The sequence below is a fragment of the Paenibacillus sp. GCM10027626 genome (assembly GCF_042676285.1).
Taxonomy (GTDB): domain Bacteria; phylum Bacillota; class Bacilli; order Paenibacillales; family Paenibacillaceae; genus Paenibacillus_Z.
In genome coordinates this window covers 117,803-140,796 of record NZ_JBHTHC010000010.1, presented here as the reverse complement: position 1 = coordinate 140,796, position 22,994 = coordinate 117,803, and the positions used below count along the sequence as shown (strand labels likewise).

The 22,994-nt window shown below is 51.2% G+C and carries 12 protein-coding genes; 11 read left to right on the top strand and 1 reads right to left on the bottom strand.

From position 1 onward, the window contains the following. The first annotated feature begins 3 nt into the window (after positions 1-3). A complete protein-coding gene (locus ACFQ0N_RS20330; RefSeq protein ID WP_379329542.1) occupies positions 4-840 on the top strand; it encodes a carbohydrate ABC transporter permease in 837 nt (278 codons plus the stop codon). A gap of 12 nt (positions 841-852) precedes the next feature. After that, positions 853-4,932 carry an S-layer homology domain-containing protein gene (locus ACFQ0N_RS20325; RefSeq protein ID WP_379329540.1) on the top strand — a complete coding sequence of 1,360 codons (4,080 nt, stop codon included), beginning with the start codon at positions 853-855 and terminating at the stop codon, positions 4,930-4,932. Positions 4,933-5,842: 910 nt separating this feature from the next. Here ACFQ0N_RS20325 and ACFQ0N_RS20320 read toward each other — a convergent pair. Further along, complete coding sequence (locus ACFQ0N_RS20320; RefSeq protein ID WP_379329538.1) at positions 5,843-7,981, bottom strand: dockerin type I domain-containing protein; 2,139 nt, start codon at positions 7,979-7,981, stop codon at positions 5,843-5,845. Between the two features lie 838 nt (positions 7,982-8,819). Here ACFQ0N_RS20320 and ACFQ0N_RS20315 point away from each other — a divergent pair. The 9 genes from ACFQ0N_RS20315 (at position 8,820) to ACFQ0N_RS20275 (ending at position 22,988) form a co-directional block, all read left to right on the top strand. Further along, positions 8,820-10,163, top strand: a complete 1,344-nt coding sequence (locus ACFQ0N_RS20315) for an N-acyl-D-glucosamine 2-epimerase (RefSeq protein WP_379329536.1) — start codon at positions 8,820-8,822, stop codon at positions 10,161-10,163. A 39-nt stretch (positions 10,164-10,202) separates the two neighbouring features. Continuing rightward, positions 10,203-11,591, top strand: coding sequence for an ABC transporter substrate-binding protein (locus ACFQ0N_RS20310; RefSeq protein ID WP_379329534.1), 1,389 nt, complete (start codon positions 10,203-10,205; stop codon positions 11,589-11,591). A gap of 106 nt (positions 11,592-11,697) precedes the next feature. Continuing rightward, entirely contained in the window at positions 11,698-14,574 is a 2,877-nt protein-coding gene (locus ACFQ0N_RS20305; RefSeq protein ID WP_379329532.1) for an extracellular solute-binding protein, read from the top strand. 61 nt (positions 14,575-14,635) lie between these two features. Continuing rightward, entirely contained in the window at positions 14,636-15,544 is a 909-nt protein-coding gene (locus tag ACFQ0N_RS20300; RefSeq protein WP_379329530.1) for a carbohydrate ABC transporter permease, read from the top strand. 2 nt (positions 15,545-15,546) lie between these two features. Continuing rightward, positions 15,547-16,422, top strand: a complete 876-nt coding sequence (locus ACFQ0N_RS20295) for a carbohydrate ABC transporter permease (protein WP_379329528.1) — start codon at positions 15,547-15,549, stop codon at positions 16,420-16,422. Between the two features lie 28 nt (positions 16,423-16,450). Further along, positions 16,451-18,502: a YIP1 family protein gene (locus ACFQ0N_RS20290; protein WP_379329789.1), complete on the top strand. Its 2,052-nt coding sequence runs from the start codon at positions 16,451-16,453 to the stop codon at positions 18,500-18,502. Between the two features lie 4 nt (positions 18,503-18,506). Further along, on the top strand, positions 18,507-21,077 hold the full coding sequence (locus ACFQ0N_RS20285; RefSeq protein WP_379329526.1) for a DUF5696 domain-containing protein: 2,571 nt from the start codon (positions 18,507-18,509) through the stop codon (positions 21,075-21,077). A gap of 8 nt (positions 21,078-21,085) precedes the next feature. Continuing rightward, positions 21,086-21,988 (top strand): carbohydrate ABC transporter permease, encoded by a 903-nt coding sequence (locus tag ACFQ0N_RS20280; RefSeq protein ID WP_379329524.1) that lies wholly within the window; start codon positions 21,086-21,088, stop codon positions 21,986-21,988. Between the two features lie 16 nt (positions 21,989-22,004). Beyond that, the gene (locus ACFQ0N_RS20275) at positions 22,005-22,988 is read left to right on the top strand and encodes a carbohydrate ABC transporter permease (protein WP_379329522.1); all 984 of its coding nucleotides are present in this window, start codon (positions 22,005-22,007) and stop codon (positions 22,986-22,988) included. Positions 22,989-22,994: the final 6 nt, after the last annotated feature.

The window sequence follows — 22,994 nt, the reverse complement described above, 5'->3', positions numbered from 1 at the left end:
GATATGCGCAATAAAGGTACGCTCATTTTTAAAGGCTTTATTCATCTATCCCTGATCATTTGGGCCATTATATCTGTCTTTCCGTTAGTGTGGATGATTTCGACCTCGCTCAAGCAGCGAAATGAAATTTTTACAAACCGCGGTCTGATTCCGAAAAATGCGCTGAATTTTGCCAATTACAAGGATGCCTGGTTTCAGGGCGATTTTAATGTCTACACGTTTAATAGTGCTTTATATTCCGTTATTGTCGTGGGCTGCGTTGTGCTATTTGCATCGCTGGCCTCTTACGGCATTGCCAGGCTGGATATGGCAGGGAAAAAGGCGATTTTTCTGGGCTTTATGGCTACGCTGATGATTCCGATTCCCGGCGCCTTTATTTCCATTTACATCGTAGTAAGCAATCTGGGGCTTGCCAATACGCGAATCGGCTATATTTTGCCCTTGATCGCTTCAGCGCTGCCTGTATCGATTTTTATCCTTAAAACCTTTTTCGATGAGATGTCGCGCGAGCTTGAGGAAGCGGCTGTCATCGACGGCGCTACCAGCTTCCAAATCTACTACAAAGTTATGCTGCCGATTGCCCGGCCGGCGCTGGCTACGATTGTCATTTTGAACACGTTATCGGTGTGGAATGAGTTTATGCTGGCTTTGGTGCTGTTCTCGGAAAACAAGCTGATGCCGATTCAGATGGGGCTATCGGTGTTTGTCGGGCAGTATACGACGCAGTACGAGTTGTTGATGGCGGCGTCGACGATTATGGTGCTGCCGGTCATTCTCGTTTATATTGCGATGCAAAAACAATTTATTCAAGGAATTACATCAGGTGCGATAAAAGGCTGAGGAGGAACTTAAATGGTTCATTTAAGAAAAATGGTTGCCTTTGTTGTTGCTGCAATTATGATCGTCACGATCGCGGTCCCGGGCTATGCAGGGGCCAGTAGCGGCGGAGGGCAGAATGATCCCGATGCGAAGGATGCAAGCGCGTTGTATCAAAAAATTATTGATGCCGAGGCGGCATGGATGGCCAGCCTGCCGCTCGATAATGGCGCCATCCCTACGTACAGCAAGCCGATTGCCAGCTATAGCGGCAAGTATAAAGTGATTCCTTATTTCTCTCATATCGCTTTACTGGGCTTGCTGGAAAAACCGGAGTATTCCTATGTGGTAAAAGATTATATGGACTGGTATTTTGCTCATTTGAATGAAGGGAAGGGGCCGGATGCTCCGGATGGCTCGGTATACGATTATGTCGTAGAAACGGACCGGGCTACAGAAACGGCAACCAATGATTTTGACTCGACCGATTCCTATGCGTCCACCTTCCTGAACGTATTGCGCAAGTATGCGGAGGTCACGGGTGATACGGCGTATGTTGCGGATCATAAAAAAGAAATTTTGCTGATCGCGTCCGCGATGATGTCCACGCAGGAGGCAGACGGTCTCACTTGGGCAAAGCCGACTCATAAAGTGAAGTATTTGATGGACAACACAGAGGTGTACAAAGGCCTCAAGGATATGGAATGGATTGCGGAGCATATTTTTGCCGACGCGGCCGAAGCCTCCAGGTTCAAGGCGCTCAAGGAGCAGGTCCATACTGCGATTCAGTCCGGACTTTGGCTTGAAAATAAAAAGATGTATTCGCCTGGCAAAACGGATACGGGCTCGCTGCTCAATCCGGATTGGCAGACGTTCTATGCCGATGCTACCGCGCAAATTTTCCCGATCTGGACAGGAATTATCGCGCCGGACAGCGAGCGGGCGCTGCAGTTGTACAATACGTTCAACGAACATCATCCAGGCTGGCCGACACTCGATAAGAGCGACGCCTTCCCTTGGGCGATGATCGCTTACACGGCTGCACTTATGGGCGACAAGGTGCGCGTCGATCAATTTTTGCAATCGATTGAAGCCGCTTATGTCGATCAGGATCATCCATGGCCATGGTATGTGATGGAAAGCGGCCTCACGATGCTAACCGCTGCCGAAATGCAGAAGCTGGCGGAGGAGCCTGCGCAATTCGCGCTGTCTTCCTTGCAGGAAGGCGATGTCATCGCGGCAATGCCTTATGAGGTGACTGGCACAGCTAGCGGCTTGGACGATATCGAGATCATTTTCACGCATCAGCTCACAGGGGAGAAGAAGACTTTCCATGGGGCTCCTGCAGCGGGTGCATGGAAGATCGGGCTGCAAGGGCTGGTCAACGGCGATTATCAGGTGCAGGTAAATGCCACGGACCGCTTCAACAATATTCATTTCACGCACGATTTGGCAGTTGCCGTTCAACTTGGGGCTGCCGGGGAAAGTATGGCTAAAGTGACGATTAAAGCCGAGCGCGAGCTGCTGCGGCGCAATGATAGCACTTCGATTGTCATCGAAGCTTTCAATAAGGACGGCAAGCGGCTGGATCTGTCCGATGCGCAGATTGTGTATCATATGGATCGGCAAAATCTGCTTGTGCCTGATGGGGCGAACCGGTTTACGCTGCGCGGCCTGCCGCTTGATCAGGCTGTGAATCAAATCAGGCTGTGGGCATTCGTTACGAAAGGCAATGATGTGCTGAAGACTGATGAGCTGGCGATCGGGATTTCACGCGAGGCCGCTACGAAGCAGGATGAAATGCTGGATTCGCTGGCAGGCTGGCTGGCGGGGCAACAGCTTAAGGACGGCGCATTGACGCTTAATGACATGCAAAATGTAATTGACCCGGCGGCCGCCAATATTGCCGCGCTCGGTTTGCTGCTGCGGCCGGAGACGATTGAACTGGCTGAACGGTATATGACGGATTACGTAGGCAGCTGGAACTGGGGAGACCGTTTTGGCGTCTATGGCACAAAGTATGAGATGAAGCTGGATGAGCAAAGCGGATCCTGGGTTTCTACAGAAGATTACCGGAGTGCCGCTGCCACTATTGCTTCCTTCATTACGCTGCAGCGCGCCTATTATGAGCGTACAGGCAAGCTGGCGATCAACCAATATCAGCTTGATGTGCTGACCGGCGGATTGGGTCTGATGGCTTTGCAGGGCGCTGACGGTCTAATGGCGGCGAAAAAGGGCGGGCAGGTCAAAGCTTTGCAGGATAATTTGCTGGCTCTGCAAGGAATGAAGGATAGCGTCTGGCTGTTCCAGAATCATTTCGAGTCTGCCGATCCGGCGGCTTACTTCAGCAATTATGCCGAAATGCTGCGCAAAGGGATCGAGGAGAAGCTGTGGAATGAAGAGACGAAGCAATACGCCATGTCTCTCGATGCTGCAGGCCAAAGTGCTGCGGCAGACTGGAGCAAGTGGGAGGATGCGGCCGCTCAGCTTACGGCTATCGCCGCAGGAGTTGTAGCCCCAGACAGCGGCGAGGCAGAGGCGCTCTATGCGGCAGTAAACAAAAGCTTCCCGGAATGGGCTTCCGCGGATTCGCTGAGCGGACGGCACGGCATCGCCGCATATGTGGCGACGTTAATGGGGGATGCTGACCGCGCTATGGCCAGCTTGACACGGCTGAGTGAGGCGCTTAAGGCCGGCAAGCTGCCGGCGGACTGGAATGTGGCAAGCGCAGGCTATTCCATGCTTGCTGCCCAGGCAGTGAAGGAGTTGGTGAAGGCGGTTGATAAGTCGCAGCTGGAAGCGCTGATCGCGCAAGCGAATCAACTGCACGACCAAGCGCAGGAAGGTTCTTCCGCAGGTAACTATCCAGCCGGCTCGAAGTCTCAGTTGAAGGCGGCCATCGCAGCAGCCGAGGCGGTCCTGAATGATGAGACGGCGCAGCAAGCTGCTGTCGACGCGGCCGTCACAGCGCTTGAGCAGGCAGTAGAGTCCTTCAAAAAGTTGGTGAAGGCGGTTGATAAGTCGCAGCTGGAAGTGGTGATCGCGCAAGCGAATCAACTGCACGACCAAGCGCAGGAAGGTTCTTCCGCAGGTAACTATCCAGCCGGCTCGAAGTCTCAGTTGAAGGCGGCCATCGCAGCAGCCGAGGCGGTCCTGGATGATGAGACGGCGCGGCAAGCTGCTGTCGACGCGGCCGTCACAGCGCTTGAACAGGCAGTAGAGTCCTTCAAAAAGTCGGTTCACGTGAGCGTTGATCCGCCATATTACCCGGCATGGCCGGCAGCAGCTGACAAAACGTCACTTAATCAAGCAATTGCTGATGCCAAGGCGAAGCTTGACGCGGCCGTAGAAGGCAGCGAGCCGGGCCAGTATAAGGACGGCGCCAAGAAGGCTTTGCAGGCGGCGATTGAGGCCGCAGTCGCTGTACAGCAGCAGCTGTATGCATCAGAGCAGCAAGTAAGCGAGGCGGAGGCTGCGCTTAAGCGCGCGGTAGCGGAGTTTATGAAGCAGATTGTAGCTGCAGAGGGTGCCGGGGCTGGCGAAGGTTTAGGCGGTAAAGAGACATCCGGCTTCAAGGATATGCAGGGCCATTGGGCGGATGAGGCTGTCGCCGGAGCGGTGAAGCTTGGCATCGTCAAAGGTTTTACCGATGGCACCTTCCGTCCGAATCTGCAAGTAACAAGAGAGCAGTTTGTGACGATGCTTGCGCGAGCGCTGCAGCTTCCATCCGCTTCTGATTCTGCTGACGGGAAGGCGGACCGCTTTAAAGATGCCGATCGCATTGCGGCATGGGCAAAGTCCAGTGTAGCGGCCGCTTTTGAGGCTAAGCTGGTTTACGGGGCGGCGGACGGCACCTTCGGCCCGGATCAAGCCGTCACACGCGTACAGCTGGCGGTGCTGGCCGCCCGTGCCGCGGGGCTGGATGCTGCAGCGGCTGATGCGCTGACTTTTGCAGATGCCGGTCAAATTCCGGCATGGGCAAAGGCGGAGGTTGCATCTGCAGCAGCTGCCGGCCTGATGCAAGGGAAGGGCGCAGGCCGCTTTGACCCGCTTGCGACGGCAACCAGGGCGGAAGCTGTAAAGGTGATTATCGCTGTGCTGGAAAAGGTTGGCTGAAAGAAGTGACAGGGCGGCTTGAGCCCTGGTGAAATGAGCGCAATAAAGCCTCCAATCCACTATTATCGTGGAGCGGAGGCTTCATTTTTTGCGATGGCTTTGAGCGGCCATACCGGGAGCCGTGCGGCATGCGGTCCTACGGAGGCTGTCTATTTTCTGTGGACTATTTGCCGCAGAACCGGGTAACTGTGAGCCATGCGGACTTACGATCCGATATTGACTCGAAAAACAACCATTCTGACGATTCTATATGAAAAATCATACAGAATTGACCTTAGCGCAGGCGAAATCGATGATTCTGTATGAAAAATCATATAGAATTGATCATTTTGCGCTAATTCTGATGATTGTATATGAAAAATCATACAGAATTGACCTTAGAGCAGGCGAGATCAATGAATCTGTATGAAAAATCGGCTCAAAACCATAATCAGTCCTTGACTTTGAGAGGCTTCCATGACAGATCGTTCTCGGCCTTGATAACTAAATGTAATTTCTGCAGTTAGTTCTTGCATTGTTTGGCTAGAAAGCCAGTCTAAATGGAAAAACTGCCGTTAGAATTGGGGAGCGAGATGAAAGGGATAGATTTGGTCCGAACTAGCTGCATCATTTCCAGTTAGATTGCAAAAATCATCTAATCCGGCTTATTTACCTACATAAAATCCAGTTAGTATGGCGTTAGAGAAAGTCAAGCACTGATTTCAAGGTTGAGCCGAAAAATCATATAGAATTGTGGGATTTTCGCGGCGATTTGCGGCCATCGGAACCAATCCGCTCAGGGCCGCTTCGCCCCGTCCACAATTAATCGACAGCCTCCTACGGTCCGCGAGCAAGCCGCTTTTGCTGTTTTGTTCACAGATAACGGATCGACTGTCCGCTCAGGTCCGCCCGGGTCCGCTTCACTCACACGCTAAACGATCCGCTGTTGGTAAAGCATCATAAAAACCGCAGCATCTCTGCTATCGATGACACCGTTTTTGTCATAGTCGACTCTGATGTCGTAGTGCATCGAAGCCGAACGCTTTGTTCCGAATGCTCTCATAAACTCAATAAGATCCAGCAGATTGACGACGCCGTCTCCGTTAAGATCGGCGGTTGGGGCCGGCTCCGGAGCAGAGACGTTTACGGCTATGCTCGCCGTCAACTCACCGCAAGTAATCGCGATCGTTGTCCCGCCTTCGCCGATAGCCTTCAGTTCTCCCGATGCCGAAACTGCTGCGACGGATTCATCCGCCGACCGGTAAGCGCATTGCAGCGTAATGTCTTCGCGCTTGCCGTCCGAGTATATGCCTTCCACTTTTAGCGCTTGCTTCTCGCCAGTTTTCAGCTCAAGCGGCGAGGTAACGTTAAGGGCAAGCTCCGTCAGAACCGGGTCCACTGGTTGCTCGGGCTCTTTAGGCTCCTCGGCTAGCTTATACCAGGCCGCGCCCAGAAACAGCTGCCAGCCGCCGCGGTAAAAGCTGTGGGCGTCTTCCGGCGCCAGCCTCTCGGGGGCTGTACGTCCTTCCGCCGAGATCCGGCTTATAAACAGGGATCCATTGTCGGCGAACGTGACGCTGCCGTCCGGCGCCAGTCCGTCCAGCCGGCTCGAGGCTGTTTTGGCTGTGTACAACAGCTGCTCTTCCCCTTGCGGAGTGCGGACCCAGAACTGGCGCTTGCCTGTCCCGTTCAAGCGGACGAAAGCGATCCAGCCGCCGGCAGCGCGATAGGCTGAACGGTCCGCACCTGTAAGGACCGATTCTTGCCCATCCTTCCAGACGATGACGTCGCGGTTGTTCTTCAAATATAGCACTGTATCTCCGTCTGTATAAGGCTCCGAGTATAGGGCTCCGGTGCCGGTGCTGATCAATTTGGTATCACCGTCAGCAAAGGAGTAGCGGTATATTTTGCCCGCTTTCGCATAAACCAGTACGCCGTTCTCCGTCAATTGATAGTCGCTGGTAGTCTTTGTATCCACTTGCCGCTCCTCATTCGTCGGCAGATGGCTAATCATAAGCGCGTTCTCCGCTCCATCGTTCCGTTTATAGGCAGCATATTCACCGCTTACGGTATATCCGGTCAGATCAGGGGCGGTTATCTGCCCATCGCTCCATTGAAACTCCTGGAATTTGCCCATTGGATCGCGGCCGTTGGTGATGTAGCCGTCCCGAATAGGATACGGGGAGTCGGTCGCATCCCAAGCCGTTCCGATCACCCCGGCCGGAGTCAGTTTGACCGACAGATTCCATTCCTGGGCGACGAGCAGCGGCAATTGCTCCTCGGCTCCCGTCTCCCGATCTCGAATGACGATATGATGATAGTAGGCGTCCCAATAGACGATTCGCGTATCGTCGGCATCGAGCAGCAGCCCGTTCCCATGATCGACAGGGATTAGCTTGGGATTACTCTCCACATATAGCGGATAGAGTTCCGAGGAAACCTGTCCGGATGCGTCCGTCGCTTCCAGCTGGAACGCGATTTTTTTGCCGTCGTATGCGGAAAGATCGAGCGTCTTGTTCAGACTATCGACGCCTTCGGCCAGAAGGGCGCCATTTTTCACACTCGCCTTCATTGTCCGGCAGCCCGTCTCCTCGTCATCGGTGCATAACGCGGATAATGCGATATTGGGCGTAGCGACAGTGAAGGGAAGGGGCGTTGCCGGCTTAAGAGTGGGCGGGTTGTTAAGTGTATAGGAGACGCTCAAATCCCCATCGATCCCATCGCTGTTAACGGCGTGAAAGACCACATTCAACGTCCCTCTGGGAAAGCCGGACAAATCGATAACGCTTCCATATGGGCAGTTCGTTGAACATACGGAAGCCTGCTTTGCAAGCTCGAAGCGCTGATCTCCGATCATGACATAAACGTTTGTGACGGGATCCAGCGAATCGACGCTGATTCTCGGGGAGAAGTAGTCCGATATCGTCGATCCTGCACTTGGACTATCGACCGTAATCCGCGGGACTGACAACGCGCTTGCCTGTGAAGGGGGGAATAGTGCCAATACCATTGCTGCCAATAAAATAAATGAAACCGCTTTAATCATTTTGTTTATCCGAAAAAACTCCATAATAAATCCTCCTTTTCGTAAGGGGTATTGCTGCTCTATATATGCTTGGCACCCTTCCTTTCTTTTAGCTCTAGCTGAGCCTGGTAGAGGATATTTTCAAGACTAGTATGATTAATGCTCCAGTTAATGTAAATAGGGATATTACCCTACTCCAAAAGGCCTTTTCAGATGGACAAGCAGTTTGGCGTACATAAAATGAGCCTCCAATGAATCCGAAGGCCCTCATCAACTGTTTCTTGATTCGGCATATGCAAGGAGAGGTAATACGACCTAGTGAGCATTAATTAGTACATTGTATACATAAAAACGAGCATTTATTATAATAGTGAAGATATGGTAAACGCATACATAGTGAATGGGATTTCATGCGAAGCATTGAATCATTCAATAAAAAGTGGGAATCTTCATGGCTAATAACCGTTGATCTATATTAAAGTTAAATTACGCTCTATAACGCTTCTAGGCGGAGGTTTTTCATTCATAGGGTTTGGTGATAATGGGGAATTGCAGAAGTGACGGAGGTGACATGGTCGAAGGACGAAAGTGTAACGTAATCATGATTGACGGGCGTTAGAGCTTATGAAACTTGCAGAAAAAAGAAGAACGGCATGAAGTAAACATTCGATGCCATTTGAAGGTGGTGAAGCGATTGTTATCACCTGTGGCGGGAGAACGGACCAGAAGACGGCTGCTATCCTGTTTCATTCTGCTCTTATTATTTGTGATTTTAAGTGCGTGCGTATCTATCGACGGAGATATGCAGGGCGGAGATAAAAACGAACTATCATATGACTCAAACAAGAATGATGAAAAGAGAGAGGGGAATCATTCATCGGATATGCGAACGATTGCAATGACTGGAGCGTCAATCAAGGTCGACCCCAATTGGCCGTATTATAGAGGCAGATCCTATGATAGCATTGCGGAAGAAATCGAACTGGCCGGATATAAAATGGTTCATTATGTCGTTGTAAATGAGAACGATATTAAGCGCGAATTGATTGAAGCTTACCATAAACGGGGAATCGCCGTCTGGATGGTCGTTTTCGGCAACGGGACCTATTCGACCGCCTTTTTTCCTTCCGGTTGGGAGAATTGGAAGATGGGGCTGATCAAGCCTTCGGAAGTTGCTGGCTATACGTTCTTCTCCGTATTCAATAAAGATTATGTAGAATGGAAAAAATCATCGCTGGCGAGAGTCGTCGCCAAGTATCCGTTTGACGGCGTGGAAGTGATGGAGTCGTTCTTTCCGGAATGGAACGGATTTGAAACCGGCGTATATGGCGATGTCGGTCCGAATGCCCAGCAAGCGTTCAAGGAAAAGTACAATTCGGAAATTCCCGATTTCGAGAACGAAAATTCGGACCGCTACTATAAAAACAATCCGGAGCTCTACCAAAAATGGATCGAATTCCGGGTAAACGGGGTCAACGATTTTTTGAACGAAATTTTCAACGGTGCGGGAGGCGTTCGGGAAGCACGGCCGGATATTCTGGTTGCCACCTGGAGTCTCGGCATTGACGGCGGACCGGACTCGGTAGCGAAGCTGAGAGAGATGCAAGGCTACGATGCCGCGGCGATGGTAGCGAAGGTGAAGCCGGATATTCATTACATCCAGACCCATTGGCCGGACTGGTACAAGCCGGAGAAGGAACTGCCTCCCGATTATATGAAGGCTTACCAGCCGTTCTTCGATCAAGTACGGGAGCAAAGTCCCGATCTGCCGATCGGGTTTCAAGCAGATAACGGTTCGGTCAGAGAGATGATCAAATCGACCGAATGGCAACAGCAGCTGAATATAGAAGCGAAACGTTACGGCTATGCCACATGGACGACGTATGAGTATCATATCGGGGGTTACATGTACACAGAAAAGCCGGAACCGCGAAGTGCGGTGCGGCAGGATGACGGTTCAGTGATGATCTCGTTTAGCAAAAGAATAGATGAAACGGCGGCGCAGGACGCGACAAATTATGAATTTTGGAAAGACGGAGAACAGTTGAAAGTAGACATTCTGCGTATTGTTGTCGACGGCAACCGGGTTGTGCTGGAAACGGACCGTTTGCCGGAAGGAGACTTTGAAATTGTCATAAGCGGCATCAAGGACACACCGGAGTTGTGGCTTTACAAAGATTTTCCTGCTAATGAGGTTCGAGCCGGAAGTAAAGTAAGCGTGCGATAAAAATGATTATGGAAAATATTTAACAGGGGGTAAGTAATTATGCGAAATTTAAAAGCGCTTACAGTAATGCTGTTGCTATGCTCGTTCATGTTTGTCGCCGCATGCAGCCAATCTGGAGAGACGAAAGAACCCGATCCTCCCAAGACGTCAGAGCAGTCCGAAACGAATCCGGAAACCGAACCCCAAGAGCCCGTCGCGGAAGAGCCGCCAGTCATCAATATGAATGGCCAGCCAATCAAAATTTTGACGTGGGGCAAGGGACCTACGGATGAAACGCAGGAAGGCGCGCTGCAGCTTGAACGGCAGAATGAAGTGGAGAAAAAGTACAATACGAAAATCGAATGGGTTACTGTACCATGGGGCAAAAGCATTGAGATGGTGACGGCAGCCGGCCTGTCCGGGGAGCCGGTAGCTGACATTGTGCTGCTGGATTTGTATCATGCGATGCCCTTGATCAAAGAAGGCCTGCTGCGCCCGATCGATGAATATTTTGATTTTGACGATCCGAAATGGCCGAAAATAATGAAAAGAGTCGGCAATATCAACGGAAAAATGTATGGATTTAAAAACTCGATCAGCGAGGGTGCGGGCATCTATTATAATAAAGCGTTGTTTAAACGCGAAGGCTTGCCCGATCCCCACCAACTGGAGAAGGAAGGCAAGTGGAACTGGGATACGTTCCTGGACATCATGAAGAGGGCGACCAAGGATACGGATGGCGATGGCGCGGCGGATCAATGGGGCTTCACGAACCATGCTCCCTTCCTGGCCAGACATTTGATCTATGCCAACGGCGGAAGCATTATTGAACAGAGGGACGGAAAGTGGGTCTTTACTTCCGGCGAGCCTAAAGCGATGACGGCGCTTCGCTTCCTCGGCGATATGTTTAATACGCATAAGGTAATCGCACCAAACAAAAATGCGAGCATGGATGATTGGAATGACTCGGTGTCGCTGTTTGAATCGGGGAAAGCAGCGATGATTACCGGAGAAACATGGGAGGGGAGCAACCGGCAAGCAATGAGTGACGAGTTCGGCTTTGTAGCGTTTCCGAAAGGGCCGGACGCAACGGATTCAGATTACAAGACCGCCATCGAAAATTTCACTATGTACTATATGCCATCCAATAGCAAGCAGCCCAAAGAGGCGGCTATCATTTGGCAGGATCTCATTTTATGGGACCGGGTGGAATTAGCCCGAAGGTCATATGGGGAAGAGCAGCTGCTGGCGGATCCGGAGGATGTGGATGCCATATTGGAGGTTTCCGATCATGTTCAGCCGCTATTCTTCCCGGGCGTGCCGAAAGTGCAGTGGGAAGAAGCGATCTGGTCCACAGCCAATAAAGGCGAGGAGCCTGAATCCGCTATGGAACGAATACTGGAGTCTGCACAGGCATCGCTTGACGAGGCGCTCAACGTGACGAATTAATCCGGCTGGCAATCGGGGGAAGGACCTAACGCGGACATTGATCCGGTGCAGGTCCCCCCTGTTATCGCAGTATGGTTGGGTGAAGAAAGGAGCTCTCGAGCAGAACATGGTCAGGTATGCAAAATTAGTTGCTGTCGCTTTATCGGTCGTCCTTCTGTCTTTCGCCTTTCTCAACGCTGCAGCGGAGCATTCTTCCGGCAGTGAAATCCCGGCAGATTCATATGAAGGCCCGGTAGTCCGCGATCGCGAACCTGTGGGGGATCAGGCTTCTGGGCTGCGATACGAACAGTATATTGCCCGATATTCAGAGGCACCTCGTCCAGCGGGAAAGCGGATTATTGAAGCGGAATCGTTCGCCGGTACAGACGAAATGGACGCGGTTATATGGGACGATTATGAAAATGCGGGGAGTTCTGTCGTACGTACGGAAGATTCCGGTTCCATTCATTGGGAGGTGAATGTGGAAGAGGATGGGCTCTATCAGATCGGAATCCGCTACTTCCCTGTTGAAGGGCATACATCCCCGATCGAAAGAGAACTGCAAATTGATGGAGCGGCTCCGTTTGAAGAAGCGAAGCGTCTTGTTTTTTCACGGGTATGGGGCAATCTGCTCTCACATGTGGAGCGCGATAGCCGGGGGAATGATCTGAGGCCGCGGCAGATCGAGCAGCCAGAGTGGCAAGAGACCCTTTTCCGGGATGCGGAAGGCTATTATAGCGAGGGTTTCTCGTTTTATTTCTCCCGAGGCAAGCATCGGATTACGCTCGTTTCCCTTCGCGAGCCGATGGTGATTGACCGCTTGCAGCTGATGCAGGCGGAGAAGCCTGTAGCATATGCGGAACTGCTGCAGATGTACGCCGCACACGATTATCCAAAAACGAGCGGCAGGTTCGTCAAAGTGCAGGGCGAAGATGCGATTCGCAAATCGAGTCCGTCCCTGTTTCCGCTCAACGACAGGTCCAGTCCGGAGACAGAGCCTTACCACGTCTCGAAAATCAGGATGAATACGATTGGCGGGGACAATTGGAAATTGCCGGGGCAGTGGATCATGTGGGAAGTAGACATTCCCGAAAACGGTTTATACGAGTTAGGTCTCCGCTATAAACAAAATAAGGCCGCGGGAATTAATGTTGTCCGCAAACTCTACATTGACGACAAAGTCCCTTTTCTTGAGGCGGATACCCTCCCTTTTTCATATAACGGAGCATGGCAAACAGAGTTGCTTGGGAATGCGGAGCAGCCTTATCTGTTTTATTTGACGAAGGGTAGGCATGAGTTGAAGCTGGAGGTCTCGATGGGTGAGCTGGCGGACATCATTCAGATGGTACGATCGGGCATTCGGCAGCTAAACGCCCTTTATTTAAAGGTTATTATGCTGACAGGAGCCGTGCCTGATGAATTCCGCGATTACCGGCTGGGCAAACAAATTCCTGAAATCGGGGACGTATTCCGCGAAGAAAGCAAACGGCTGAGTGAAGCGGCTGACCGTATGGACCGGATGGTCGGCAAACGCAGCGGAAGTTCGACTCTGTTACGGACCACAGCCTACCAATTGGCAGACCTTAGCAAGGACCCGGAGACCTTGCCGCGCAGAATGAAGGCGTTCAAGGATAATGTCAGTTCGCTCGGCACATGGCTCCTTACGGTTAATGAGCAACCGCTCTTAATTGATTATTTGTTTCTTAAATCGCCCAACGTGGAGATGCCAAAAGCCGATAAAGGTTTTTTCGGCAGGCTAAAGCATGAATTGCTATCCTTCTCTTATTCATTCACTGAAGATTACAACGGCATCGGCAGTAATGGCGGAAGCGATCCGCTAACGGTCTGGATCGCGGCAGGCAGGGATCAGGCGCAGCTGCTGCGCACGATGATTGATTCGATGTTCACGCCGAAAACCGGTATTGAAGTCGACCTGCAGCTCATCAATCCTGCGGTGCTGCTGCCGGCGACATTGGCCGGTAAAAATCCCGATGTAGCCATATCTGCGGTAGATGTCATTAATTTCGCAATGCGCAATGCGCTTCAGGATTTAACGCAATTTCCGGATTTCCCTGAAGTGAAGAAGCGATTTATGAATAGCGCATTTCCGGGTTTTACGTTCAAGGATGGCATTTATGCGTTACCGGAGACACAGACGTTTCCGATGCTGTTCTTTCGAAAAGATATTTTCGGCCAGATTGGCCTCGATATTCCGGATACATGGGAACAATTTTACCGGATTATCCCCGAATTGCAGAAGCGCAATATGGAAATCGGCCTGGCACCAACGCCCGTCCTAGAGATGATGCTGTACCAAAACGGCGGCCGGTATTACCAGGGCGATGGGGTTGCCACCGATCTGGATTCGGCTGCAGGCGTAGAATCATTCCGTAAATGGACTGAGCTATACACGAATTATAAGCTGCCGGTCCAGTTCGACTTCATCAACCGGTTTCGCACAGGTGAAATGCCTATCGGTATTGCCGATTATACGACATTTAACTTTCTAACGATATTCGCGCCGGAAATACGGGGACAATGGGACTTTGCTCCGGTACCGGGAACGGTCTCACCGGATGGAACGATCCATCGGGAAGTGTTGTCAACGGCCAGCGGGACCGTCATGTTTAAGAGCGCAAAAAATAAGCAGGCTGCATGGGATTTCATGAAATGGTGGACGGACACGGAAGCGCAAGTCATGTTCGGCCGGGAAATGGAAGCAATTCTTGGTGAATCGGCCCGTTACGCTGCAGCCAATACGGAGGCGCTGAAGCAGCTCCCATGGTCAGCCAAAGATTACAAGCGGCTGGTCGAGCAATTAGAATGGGTCGTCGGCACGCCGGAAGTGCCGGGCAGTTATTCACTGCAGCGGCATTTGACCAATGCATTTTTTGAAGTCGTGGAAGGAGGCAGCGAGCCGCGCGAGACGCTGGAAAACTTCGTACGCATCATTAATGAGGAACTGACAATTAAGCGTCAAGAGTTCCATTTGCCGACAAAATAGAAAGGAGTGCTCTCGTATTATTCAACTTAGCAGAAAACGAGCTGCAGCCGATCCGGCTGGAATGATGCGTCTTAGGCTCGGTATCAAGCTAAAGGAAGCGAAACGGCGTAAGGTGTTATACGTGATGCTGCTGCCGTATTTCCTGATCTTTTTCACCTTTACGATACTGCCTGTTTGTTTGTCGATCGTCATCGGTTTTACGAACTTCAATATGCTGGAGTTCCCTGAGTGGGTCGGCCTGCAAAACTATGCGCGTCTGTTCGTCCGTGACGACGTCTTTCTGATCGCTCTTAAAAACACGCTGTTTTTTACTGTTATTACTGGACCGGTCAGCTATATCGCCTGTTTCGTCATTGCATGGATTATTAACGACTTTTCTCCCAAAATCAGAGCCTTCGTGACGCTTGTCTTCTATGCTCCCTCGCTGTCCGGGAGTGCATTTATCGTTTGGACGCTGCTGTTCAGCGGCGATTCCTACGGATATATCAACTCACTGCTGCTCAAGCTGCGGATTGTGATGGAGCCTGTATTATGGCTGCAAACGCCGGAATATGTCATGCCGATCATTATCATCGTACAGCTGTGGCTAAGTTTGGGTACGAGCTTCCTCGCTTTTATCGCCGGATTGCAGGGGATGGACAAAACGCTGTTCGAGGCCGGAGCGATCGATGGCATACGCAACCGATGGCAGGAGCTGTGGTTTATTACGCTGCCGTCGATGAAGCCGATGCTGCTGTTCGGCGCTGTCATGCAAATTACGGCCTCGTTCGGGGTTGCGGAAGTGGCGGTCGCTCTTGCCGGGTTTCCAAGCGTGCAGTATGCGGGGCATACGATTGTGACGCATTTGATGGACTACGGCTCGATTCGATATGAGATGGGCTATGCTTCGACGATTGCGACTGTTTTGTTCGGGATCATGCTCGGTACGAATCTGCTCGTTCGCCATCTGCTGAAGAAGGTCGGTGAATAACGATGAGAATCGTGCTTCGTTTCGGCAAGAAGAAAGTGAATCGCTCCTGGTACGGCGATATGGCGTTGTTTCTCGTCCTGGCTGCAATCGGCTATTTTATGGTATTGCCGCTCGTATTCGTCATTAATAACGCGTTTAAGCCGATTAATGAAATTTTAATGTTTCCGCCGAGGTTTTTCGTGCGAAACCCGACGCTTGGCAATTTTGTCGAGCTGTTTCATCTGTTGACCGGAACCTGGGTCCCGATGACAAGGTATCTGTTCAATACGCTGTTCATTGCCGTCATCGGTACGGCAGGGCATGTCCTCATTGCCTCGCTTGCAGCGTATCCGCTGGCCAAACGGAAATTCCCGGGAAGAAACGTGCTGTTTACAATCGTCATGCTGTCGCTGATGTTTTCCGCAACGGTGACGCAGGTGACCAATTACATGACGATGTCGTGGCTCGGCTTGCTCGATACGCTTTGGGCAGTCATTATACCGGCAATCGGTTCTTCGCTGGGGCTGTACCTGATGAAGCAGTTTATGGAGGGAGTTCCCGATGCATTGCTGGAGGCGGCGGAAATTGATGGATGCAGCGAGTTTCGCATTTTTTGGAGCATTGTGATGCCGAATGTCAAACCTGCCTGGCTCACGCTGATCATTTTCTCGTTCCAAAGCTTATGGGGGGCTGGCGGGGCTTCTGGTTCGATGTATATCTATAGCGAGCAGCTGAAGACGATTGATTATGCGCTAGGACAAATTTTGGCAGGCGGAATTGTGCGGACAGGTCCTTCGATGGCATCGACGCTGATTATGATTTCTGTTCCCATAACCATTTTTATTTTCTCTCAAAGCAAAATCATCCAGACCATGTCCGCCTCAGGCATGAAGGATTGATCGGAAGGGGGAGCCTATAGTGAAACGAATGCAAAAGTTTGCGCTGATCTTCCCGTTCCTGTTTCTGTTCCTCACAGCCGGACCTGCAGGTGCGGCATGGGGGGCGCCGTATGAAGGCTATAATTATTCTAACTTTGGCCAGACTCAGCCGGCCCCCGTTCCATATGCGCCAATACGGCAGATTAACGGCGAACAGCTGGGGATAGGACCGTTAAATTCGCCGGAAGATGTGTTCATATCGGATGACGGTTATGTTTATATCGCAGATACAGGCAACGACCGCATTGTTTGTCTGGACCCGGACTTTAATGCGGTACGCATTATCGACAAGTTTGCCAACGCGGGTCTGACGGATACGTTCCGGAAGCCGCAAGGCATCTTTGTCGACCGTCATCATCATCTGTTTATCGCCGACACCGCCAATCAGCGAATTGTCGAGTTGACGCCTGAAGGACAGCTGGCAAGAGTGATCGAAGCGCCCAAATCGGAGTTGTTCCGTGAAAATTTCGTTTATACGCCGATCAAGCTTGTCGTGGATACAGCCGGACGTCTGTATGTCGTCAGCAAAGGAACGTTTGACGGCATACTCGAGTTGGATGCTAACGGGTCGTTCTCCCGGTTCATCGGAACGAACAAAGTACAATTCAATGCGGTTGATCTGTTTTGGAAGCGGATTTCAACGGAAAGACAGCGGAAGCAGATGCAGCTCAATATACCGGTCGAATTCAATAACGTCGCCATCGACAAGGATAGTTTTATCTACGCGACAACGAGTGAGGAAATGTCCAATGAACCGGTAAAGCGGCTTAATCCGTCGGGAGTCGATGTGCTGCGGCGCGAAGGATATTTTTCGCCTAAAGGCGATATTCAATGGAGTTTAAACGGGACACGCAAGGGAGCATCGGCCCTTGCAAGCGTGACGATAGACAGAAACGGGATGTACAGCATTCTCGATCAGCGGAAAGGACGAATTTTCACCTATGATCGGGACGGCAAACTGCTCTATCTCTTTGGTCATATCGGTGAACAGTTTGGCAATTTTAAAATGCCGGTCGCAATCGGCATGAAGGGCGATCATGTGATCGTGTTGGACAAAGGGCTGAACCAGCTCACCGTTTTCAAGCCTACGCGTTATGGCAAGACGATTCGCGATGCTGTGATTTTTAGCGATCTCGGAGAGAAGGATAAGGCGAGCGCGGCATGGCTGGAAGCGCAAAAACTAAACACAAACTTGGAAATCGCTTATTTGGGTGTCGGAAAAGCAGAGCTGCGGAAGGGCAGCAATCTGGAAGCGATGGCCAATTTCAAGCTTGGTATGCATAAAGGTTACTACTCGCGCGCATTTGAGCGATTCCGTAAAGAATTTCTGTGGGATCATTTTAATGCAGTTGCGTTGACGGTTGTGGCTGCGGCTGTACTGTCAATTGCAGCGGCCAGGCGCGTCAGGCCGGGGGAACCGGGCGTACTGCGCATGGCGTGGTATACGATGTTCCACCCGTTTAACGGATTTTGGGAGCTGAAGTATGAGAAGAAGGGGAAACTGTGGTTTGCACTGCTTATCTTACTGTCGCTTTCCGTGTTGTACATTGTAAAAAGGCAATATTCGGGCTTTATTTTCAATATGCGGATAACGGACGAAGTGAACAGTCTGGATGAAATCAAATTTATTTTGCTGCCTTTTCTTCTTTGGTGCATCGCCAACTGGTCGCTGACGACTTTGATGGATGGGGAAGGAAAGTTTAAAGAGATTGTGATTTCCACCGGATATGCGCTTCTTCCGCTTATGCTGGCGCAAGTTCCGCTAATTACGCTATCCAATGTATTGACCGCCAATGAAGCGTCTTTCTACTATTTGGTCGAATCGATCGCTTACTGCTGGGTTGCCTGGCTGTTATTCGCTGCTATGCAAACGGTGCATCAATATCAGGTGTCAAAGACGATCTTAACGATGCTGCTCACGCTGGTCGTCATCGGAATTTTTATCTTTTTGGCGCTGCTCTTTTTCGCTTTGCTGCAGCAGATGCTTGTATTCGGCACGACTGTCTATAGAGAGATTATGTTCAGAATCGGGGAGGGGTGATGGGGTGGCGACGTATGGCAAACGTTATTTTGCACGGATCATCTTCCTGATGATTGTCGTATGCATCCTCTGCGGGGGATTGTGGCTGCTTCTTGCAGCCGACAATCGGGGGCTCGACGTCTCCGGCGCGCCGGAGACGTCTGAGACGGCGGTTTGCGTCGGCGGTGAAGGCGCAGCCTCGACGAGAATGGCCGCGGGGACGGCAAATCCCCTGCTGCCCGGGATGGAAGCCGTGCTGGAGAACGATACGCTCCAGCTATATATAAATCGGACGAACGCGGAAATCGCTGTGATGACGAAGAGCGATGGCTATATCTGGTATTCGAATCCGCCGAACCGCACTGTAGACCCTCTGGCTTCGCCGCATTTGAAGGGAAGGCTGTCTGCACAGCTCGCGCTGGCTTATTTGACCCGAACGGGGGCGATCAGGGAATATGACAGCTACAATGATAGCGTGCAATATAACCAGTTCGACATTGCGCGAACCGGCGATTGCGTAACGGTGACGTATCGCTTCGGCAATCCGGAGAAGGGTGTAGAGTCGCTGCCGCAGCGAATAAGCAAGCAGCGCTTCGAAGAGAAGCTGTTAAATCGGCTCGATGCTGAGGATCGCGAACAGCTTAAAGTGCGCTATAAATGGATCGAAGAGGAAAAGGTGTACGAGCGCCGGGAAATCCCGCGATCATCAGTGAAGAAGCTGGTGGCGATTTTGGAGAAGGCGGGCTATACGGACGAGGACCTGATCGTCGACAGGGAAGAGAACCGGGCAGGAGAAGCCGAAGCGGAAGGCAATGCGAAGTTTGCGGCAACCGTACAATACCGGCTTGACGGCGCCCATCTGATCGCGTCGCTCGATACAGCCAGTCTGGAGGAAAGTGAAACGTATAAAATTCAAAGCATCGCCCTGCTGGAAAGTTTCGGAGCGGCTGATACGAAAGACGAAGGCTACATGTTCGTGCCCGACGGTTCAGGCGCACTGGTTAACCTGAACAACGGGAAGCAGCTCGCTCAGCCGTTGTTGCTGCCTGTGTATGGCGAAGACGGCGCCATCGCCAAAGAGGAGCAGATCAATGACTATGAAAAGGCGAGAATGCCCGTATTCGGCATGAAGAAGAATGATCGCGCCTTTCTCGCTGTCATTGAGGAGGGCGATGCACTCGCCAAAATATTGGCGGATGTGAGCGGCAGAAAGCATAGCTTTAATGTCGTTGGCAGTCAATTTACGATTCTGCCCAGCGATAAGGTTGAATTGAACAGCCAGGATGAAATGATCAAGACGCCAGAGCGCAAATACGAGGGCAATTTACAGATCCGCTATATGTTCCTTGGTAGCGGCGAGGCCAATTATTCAGCCATGGCTGCCTGTTACCGCGATTATTTGGTTCAAAAGCACGGGATGAAAAAGCTTGCGGCAACCGGCAGCGACACGCCGTTTTATTTGGAGCTGGCCGGCGCCATCCCGAAAAAGGAAAATTTCGCCGGCATTCCCTATGAAGCGATGGTGCCGCTAAGCAGCTTCACCCAAGCCGACCGGCTTCTCGACCGGCTCGACGGCGGCGGGATTCAAAACGTTCATTTGAATTTTAAAGGATGGTTCAACGGGGGCATCCGACACGGGTTTCCAACGAAGGTCAAGCTTGACAAATCGCTCGGTTCCAAGCAAGAGTGGACCGCGCTAGGGGAAAGGCTGCTTCGCAGCGGGGGCGGATTGTATCCGGATGCCGCCTTTATTGAAGTATACGGCGGCGGTTTCAGCCCTTCTCGCGATGCGATCCAGCATATTTCGCGGAAATTTGCCAAGATGTATCCGTTTAACCCGGCAACATACGAGAGACAGAGCGGATCTTATTCCTATTACCTGTTGTCCGTGAACAGGCTTGAGACGGCGGTCAGCAAGTTCTTGAAGGGATACGAGGCGTTTAATCCGGGGGCTATCTCATTGCGCGATCTGGGCGATGGTCTTCATTCCGATTTTCGACCGAAGAGGGAGCTGACGAGACAGGAGGCGGAGCGGATCGTAGTCGAAACGGTGCGGCGCATCGGAGAGCAAGCTCCGAACCTGATGGTGAGCGGCGGCAATGCCTATGTGCTTCCTTACGCGTCGCATGTGCTGAACGTCCCGCTTGAAAGCAACCGGTTCCAGCTCGCGGACGAATCGATTCCATTTTACCAGATGGTGATTCACGGCTATGTAGAATATGCCAGCAAGCCGTATAATCTGGCGTTCGATCAAAACGTTCGACACAACATTCTCCAATCGCTCGAAACCGGCTCCAACGTGTATTACAGCTGGATATTGGAGCATCCGTCAATCCTTAAAAATACGCCGTTCAACGATTTATATGCAGACTACTACGAGCAATGGTTTGGTGAAGCGGCAGAGGCATACCGGGAGGTAAACGCCGCTCTGAAGCGGGTGCGGGGTCAAGCGATCATTTCCCATGAAAAGCTGGAGGAGGGCGTCTATAAGACGATATATGAGAATGGGATTGCGATTTTGGTGAACTACAGCGAACAGCAGGTATCCGTCGGCGGTGTGAAGATCGATGCCGAGCAATATGTTGTGGAGGGGTGAGAGGTATAGTGAAAATACGAACGCTCAGCTTGGAACGCAAAAAAGCCTGGCTCGGTGTGTTGTTTCTCACCCCCTGGCTGTTCGGATTTATTTTTCTGTTAGTCATTCCGCTCTATCAGTCGATTCGCTTCAGTCTAAACAAAGTGACGATTGAGCCTGCAGGGTATAAGCTCCAATTTGTCGGCTGGGATAATTTTAATCATGTCTTTTTTGTCGATCCATGGTTTATTCGGACGTTAACGAATTCCGTACTGGACATGGTCCTTAATGTTCCGTTAATTATCTTCTTCAGCTTGTTCACGGCCAGTTTGCTGACGCAGAAGTTCAAGGGAAGGATGTTGGCCAGAGCAGTCATCTTTCTGCCTGTCGTTCTTGCTTCCGGTGCAATTGCCACGCTCGACAGCGGCAATTATTTAGCTTCTATGATCGGCGCGGCCAGCTCGGAGATTGGCGGCAATTATGCTGGGGGCGTACAGAATATCGACATTCGCCCGCTCTTGATTCAATCCGGCATGAATATGCAAATCGTCGGTTATTTGACAAGCGCCGTCGACCGGATTTATCAAATTGTGAGCGCGTCGGGTGTGCAAATCCTTATTTTTTTGGCTGCACTTCAATCCATTTCGCCAGCGTTATATGAGGCGGCGAGAATTGAAGGGGCTACCGGATATGAAGTGTTTTGGAAAATAACGTTTCCGATGATGACGCCGTTTCTGCTGACCAACACGATCTATTCCATCATCGATTCGTTTTACCATAACCAAGTGACGGAGCAGATCCGTTCGGTCGCCTTTAACCAATTGAATTTCGGTGTAAGCTCGGCGATGGCCTGGGTGTACTTTTTCGTCATATCGGTCATTCTGCTTATTTCAGCCTATATTATCTCGAAACGGGTGTCTTACTATGATTAACACGGAGGAGGATAAGATGAAGGAACGACTGGAGCATAAGGGCCGCCCCGCAGCAGTTGCGCTTACCGGATGGTATATACGTTATAATCCGGTCGAGAAGCTAAAGCATGGGCTGTGGGGCGTTGTCCGGACGGTCCTCATATTCGGTATAAGCTTTATTATCTTGTATCCGATTCTTATGAAGCTGTCTCTCGCCTTCAGAGACAAAGCCGATCTGTTTGATTCGTCCATTGTGTGGATCCCGCGTCATTTTACATTAGCTAATATCAAGCTGGTCGCCGGCTACCTGGATTATTTTACAGCGATAAGCAACACATTCGTCCTCAGCGCGGGAACGGCGTTCCTTCAGCTCATTGCCTGCGCCTTGGCCGGATACAGCTTTGCCAAGCTCCGCTTCAAAGGGAGCGGCATCCTGTTTGCAGTCGTTATTTTTACAATCGTTATTCCGCCCCAGACCATTATGGCGCCGACTTATCTGCATTTCCGATTCTTCGACATTTTCGGATTATATGGCTTGCTGACCGGCAATAACGGCGTCAATCTGCTGGAAAGCTATTGGCCGTTTTATATTTCATCCGCATTGGCGATGGGGATGAAAAACGGTCTTTATATTTTCATCTTTCGCCAGTTTTTCCGGGGACTTCCGAAGGAACTGGAAGAAGCAGCCTATGTCGATGGAGCGGGGGTGCTTAGGACGTTTACGAGCGTTATGCTGCCAAATGCGGTGCCGGCCGTCGTTACTGTGCTATTGTTCTCCTTTGTCTGGCAGTGGAATGATAATTACTTTGTCAATTTGTACATGGCCAACTCGACGACGCTCTCCGGCAAGCTGCTTGTTTTGCCTTCCCATGTAAGACCGGAATATGTAGGCGGGATCGCATATTCGTCGCTGCTAATCAATACGGGGACGCTGCTCGCCATCGCGCCGATTTTTATCCTTTATTTATTTGTGCAACGGTATTTTGTCGAGAGTGTGGAGCGGACGGGGCTTGTCGGCTAAAGCTTC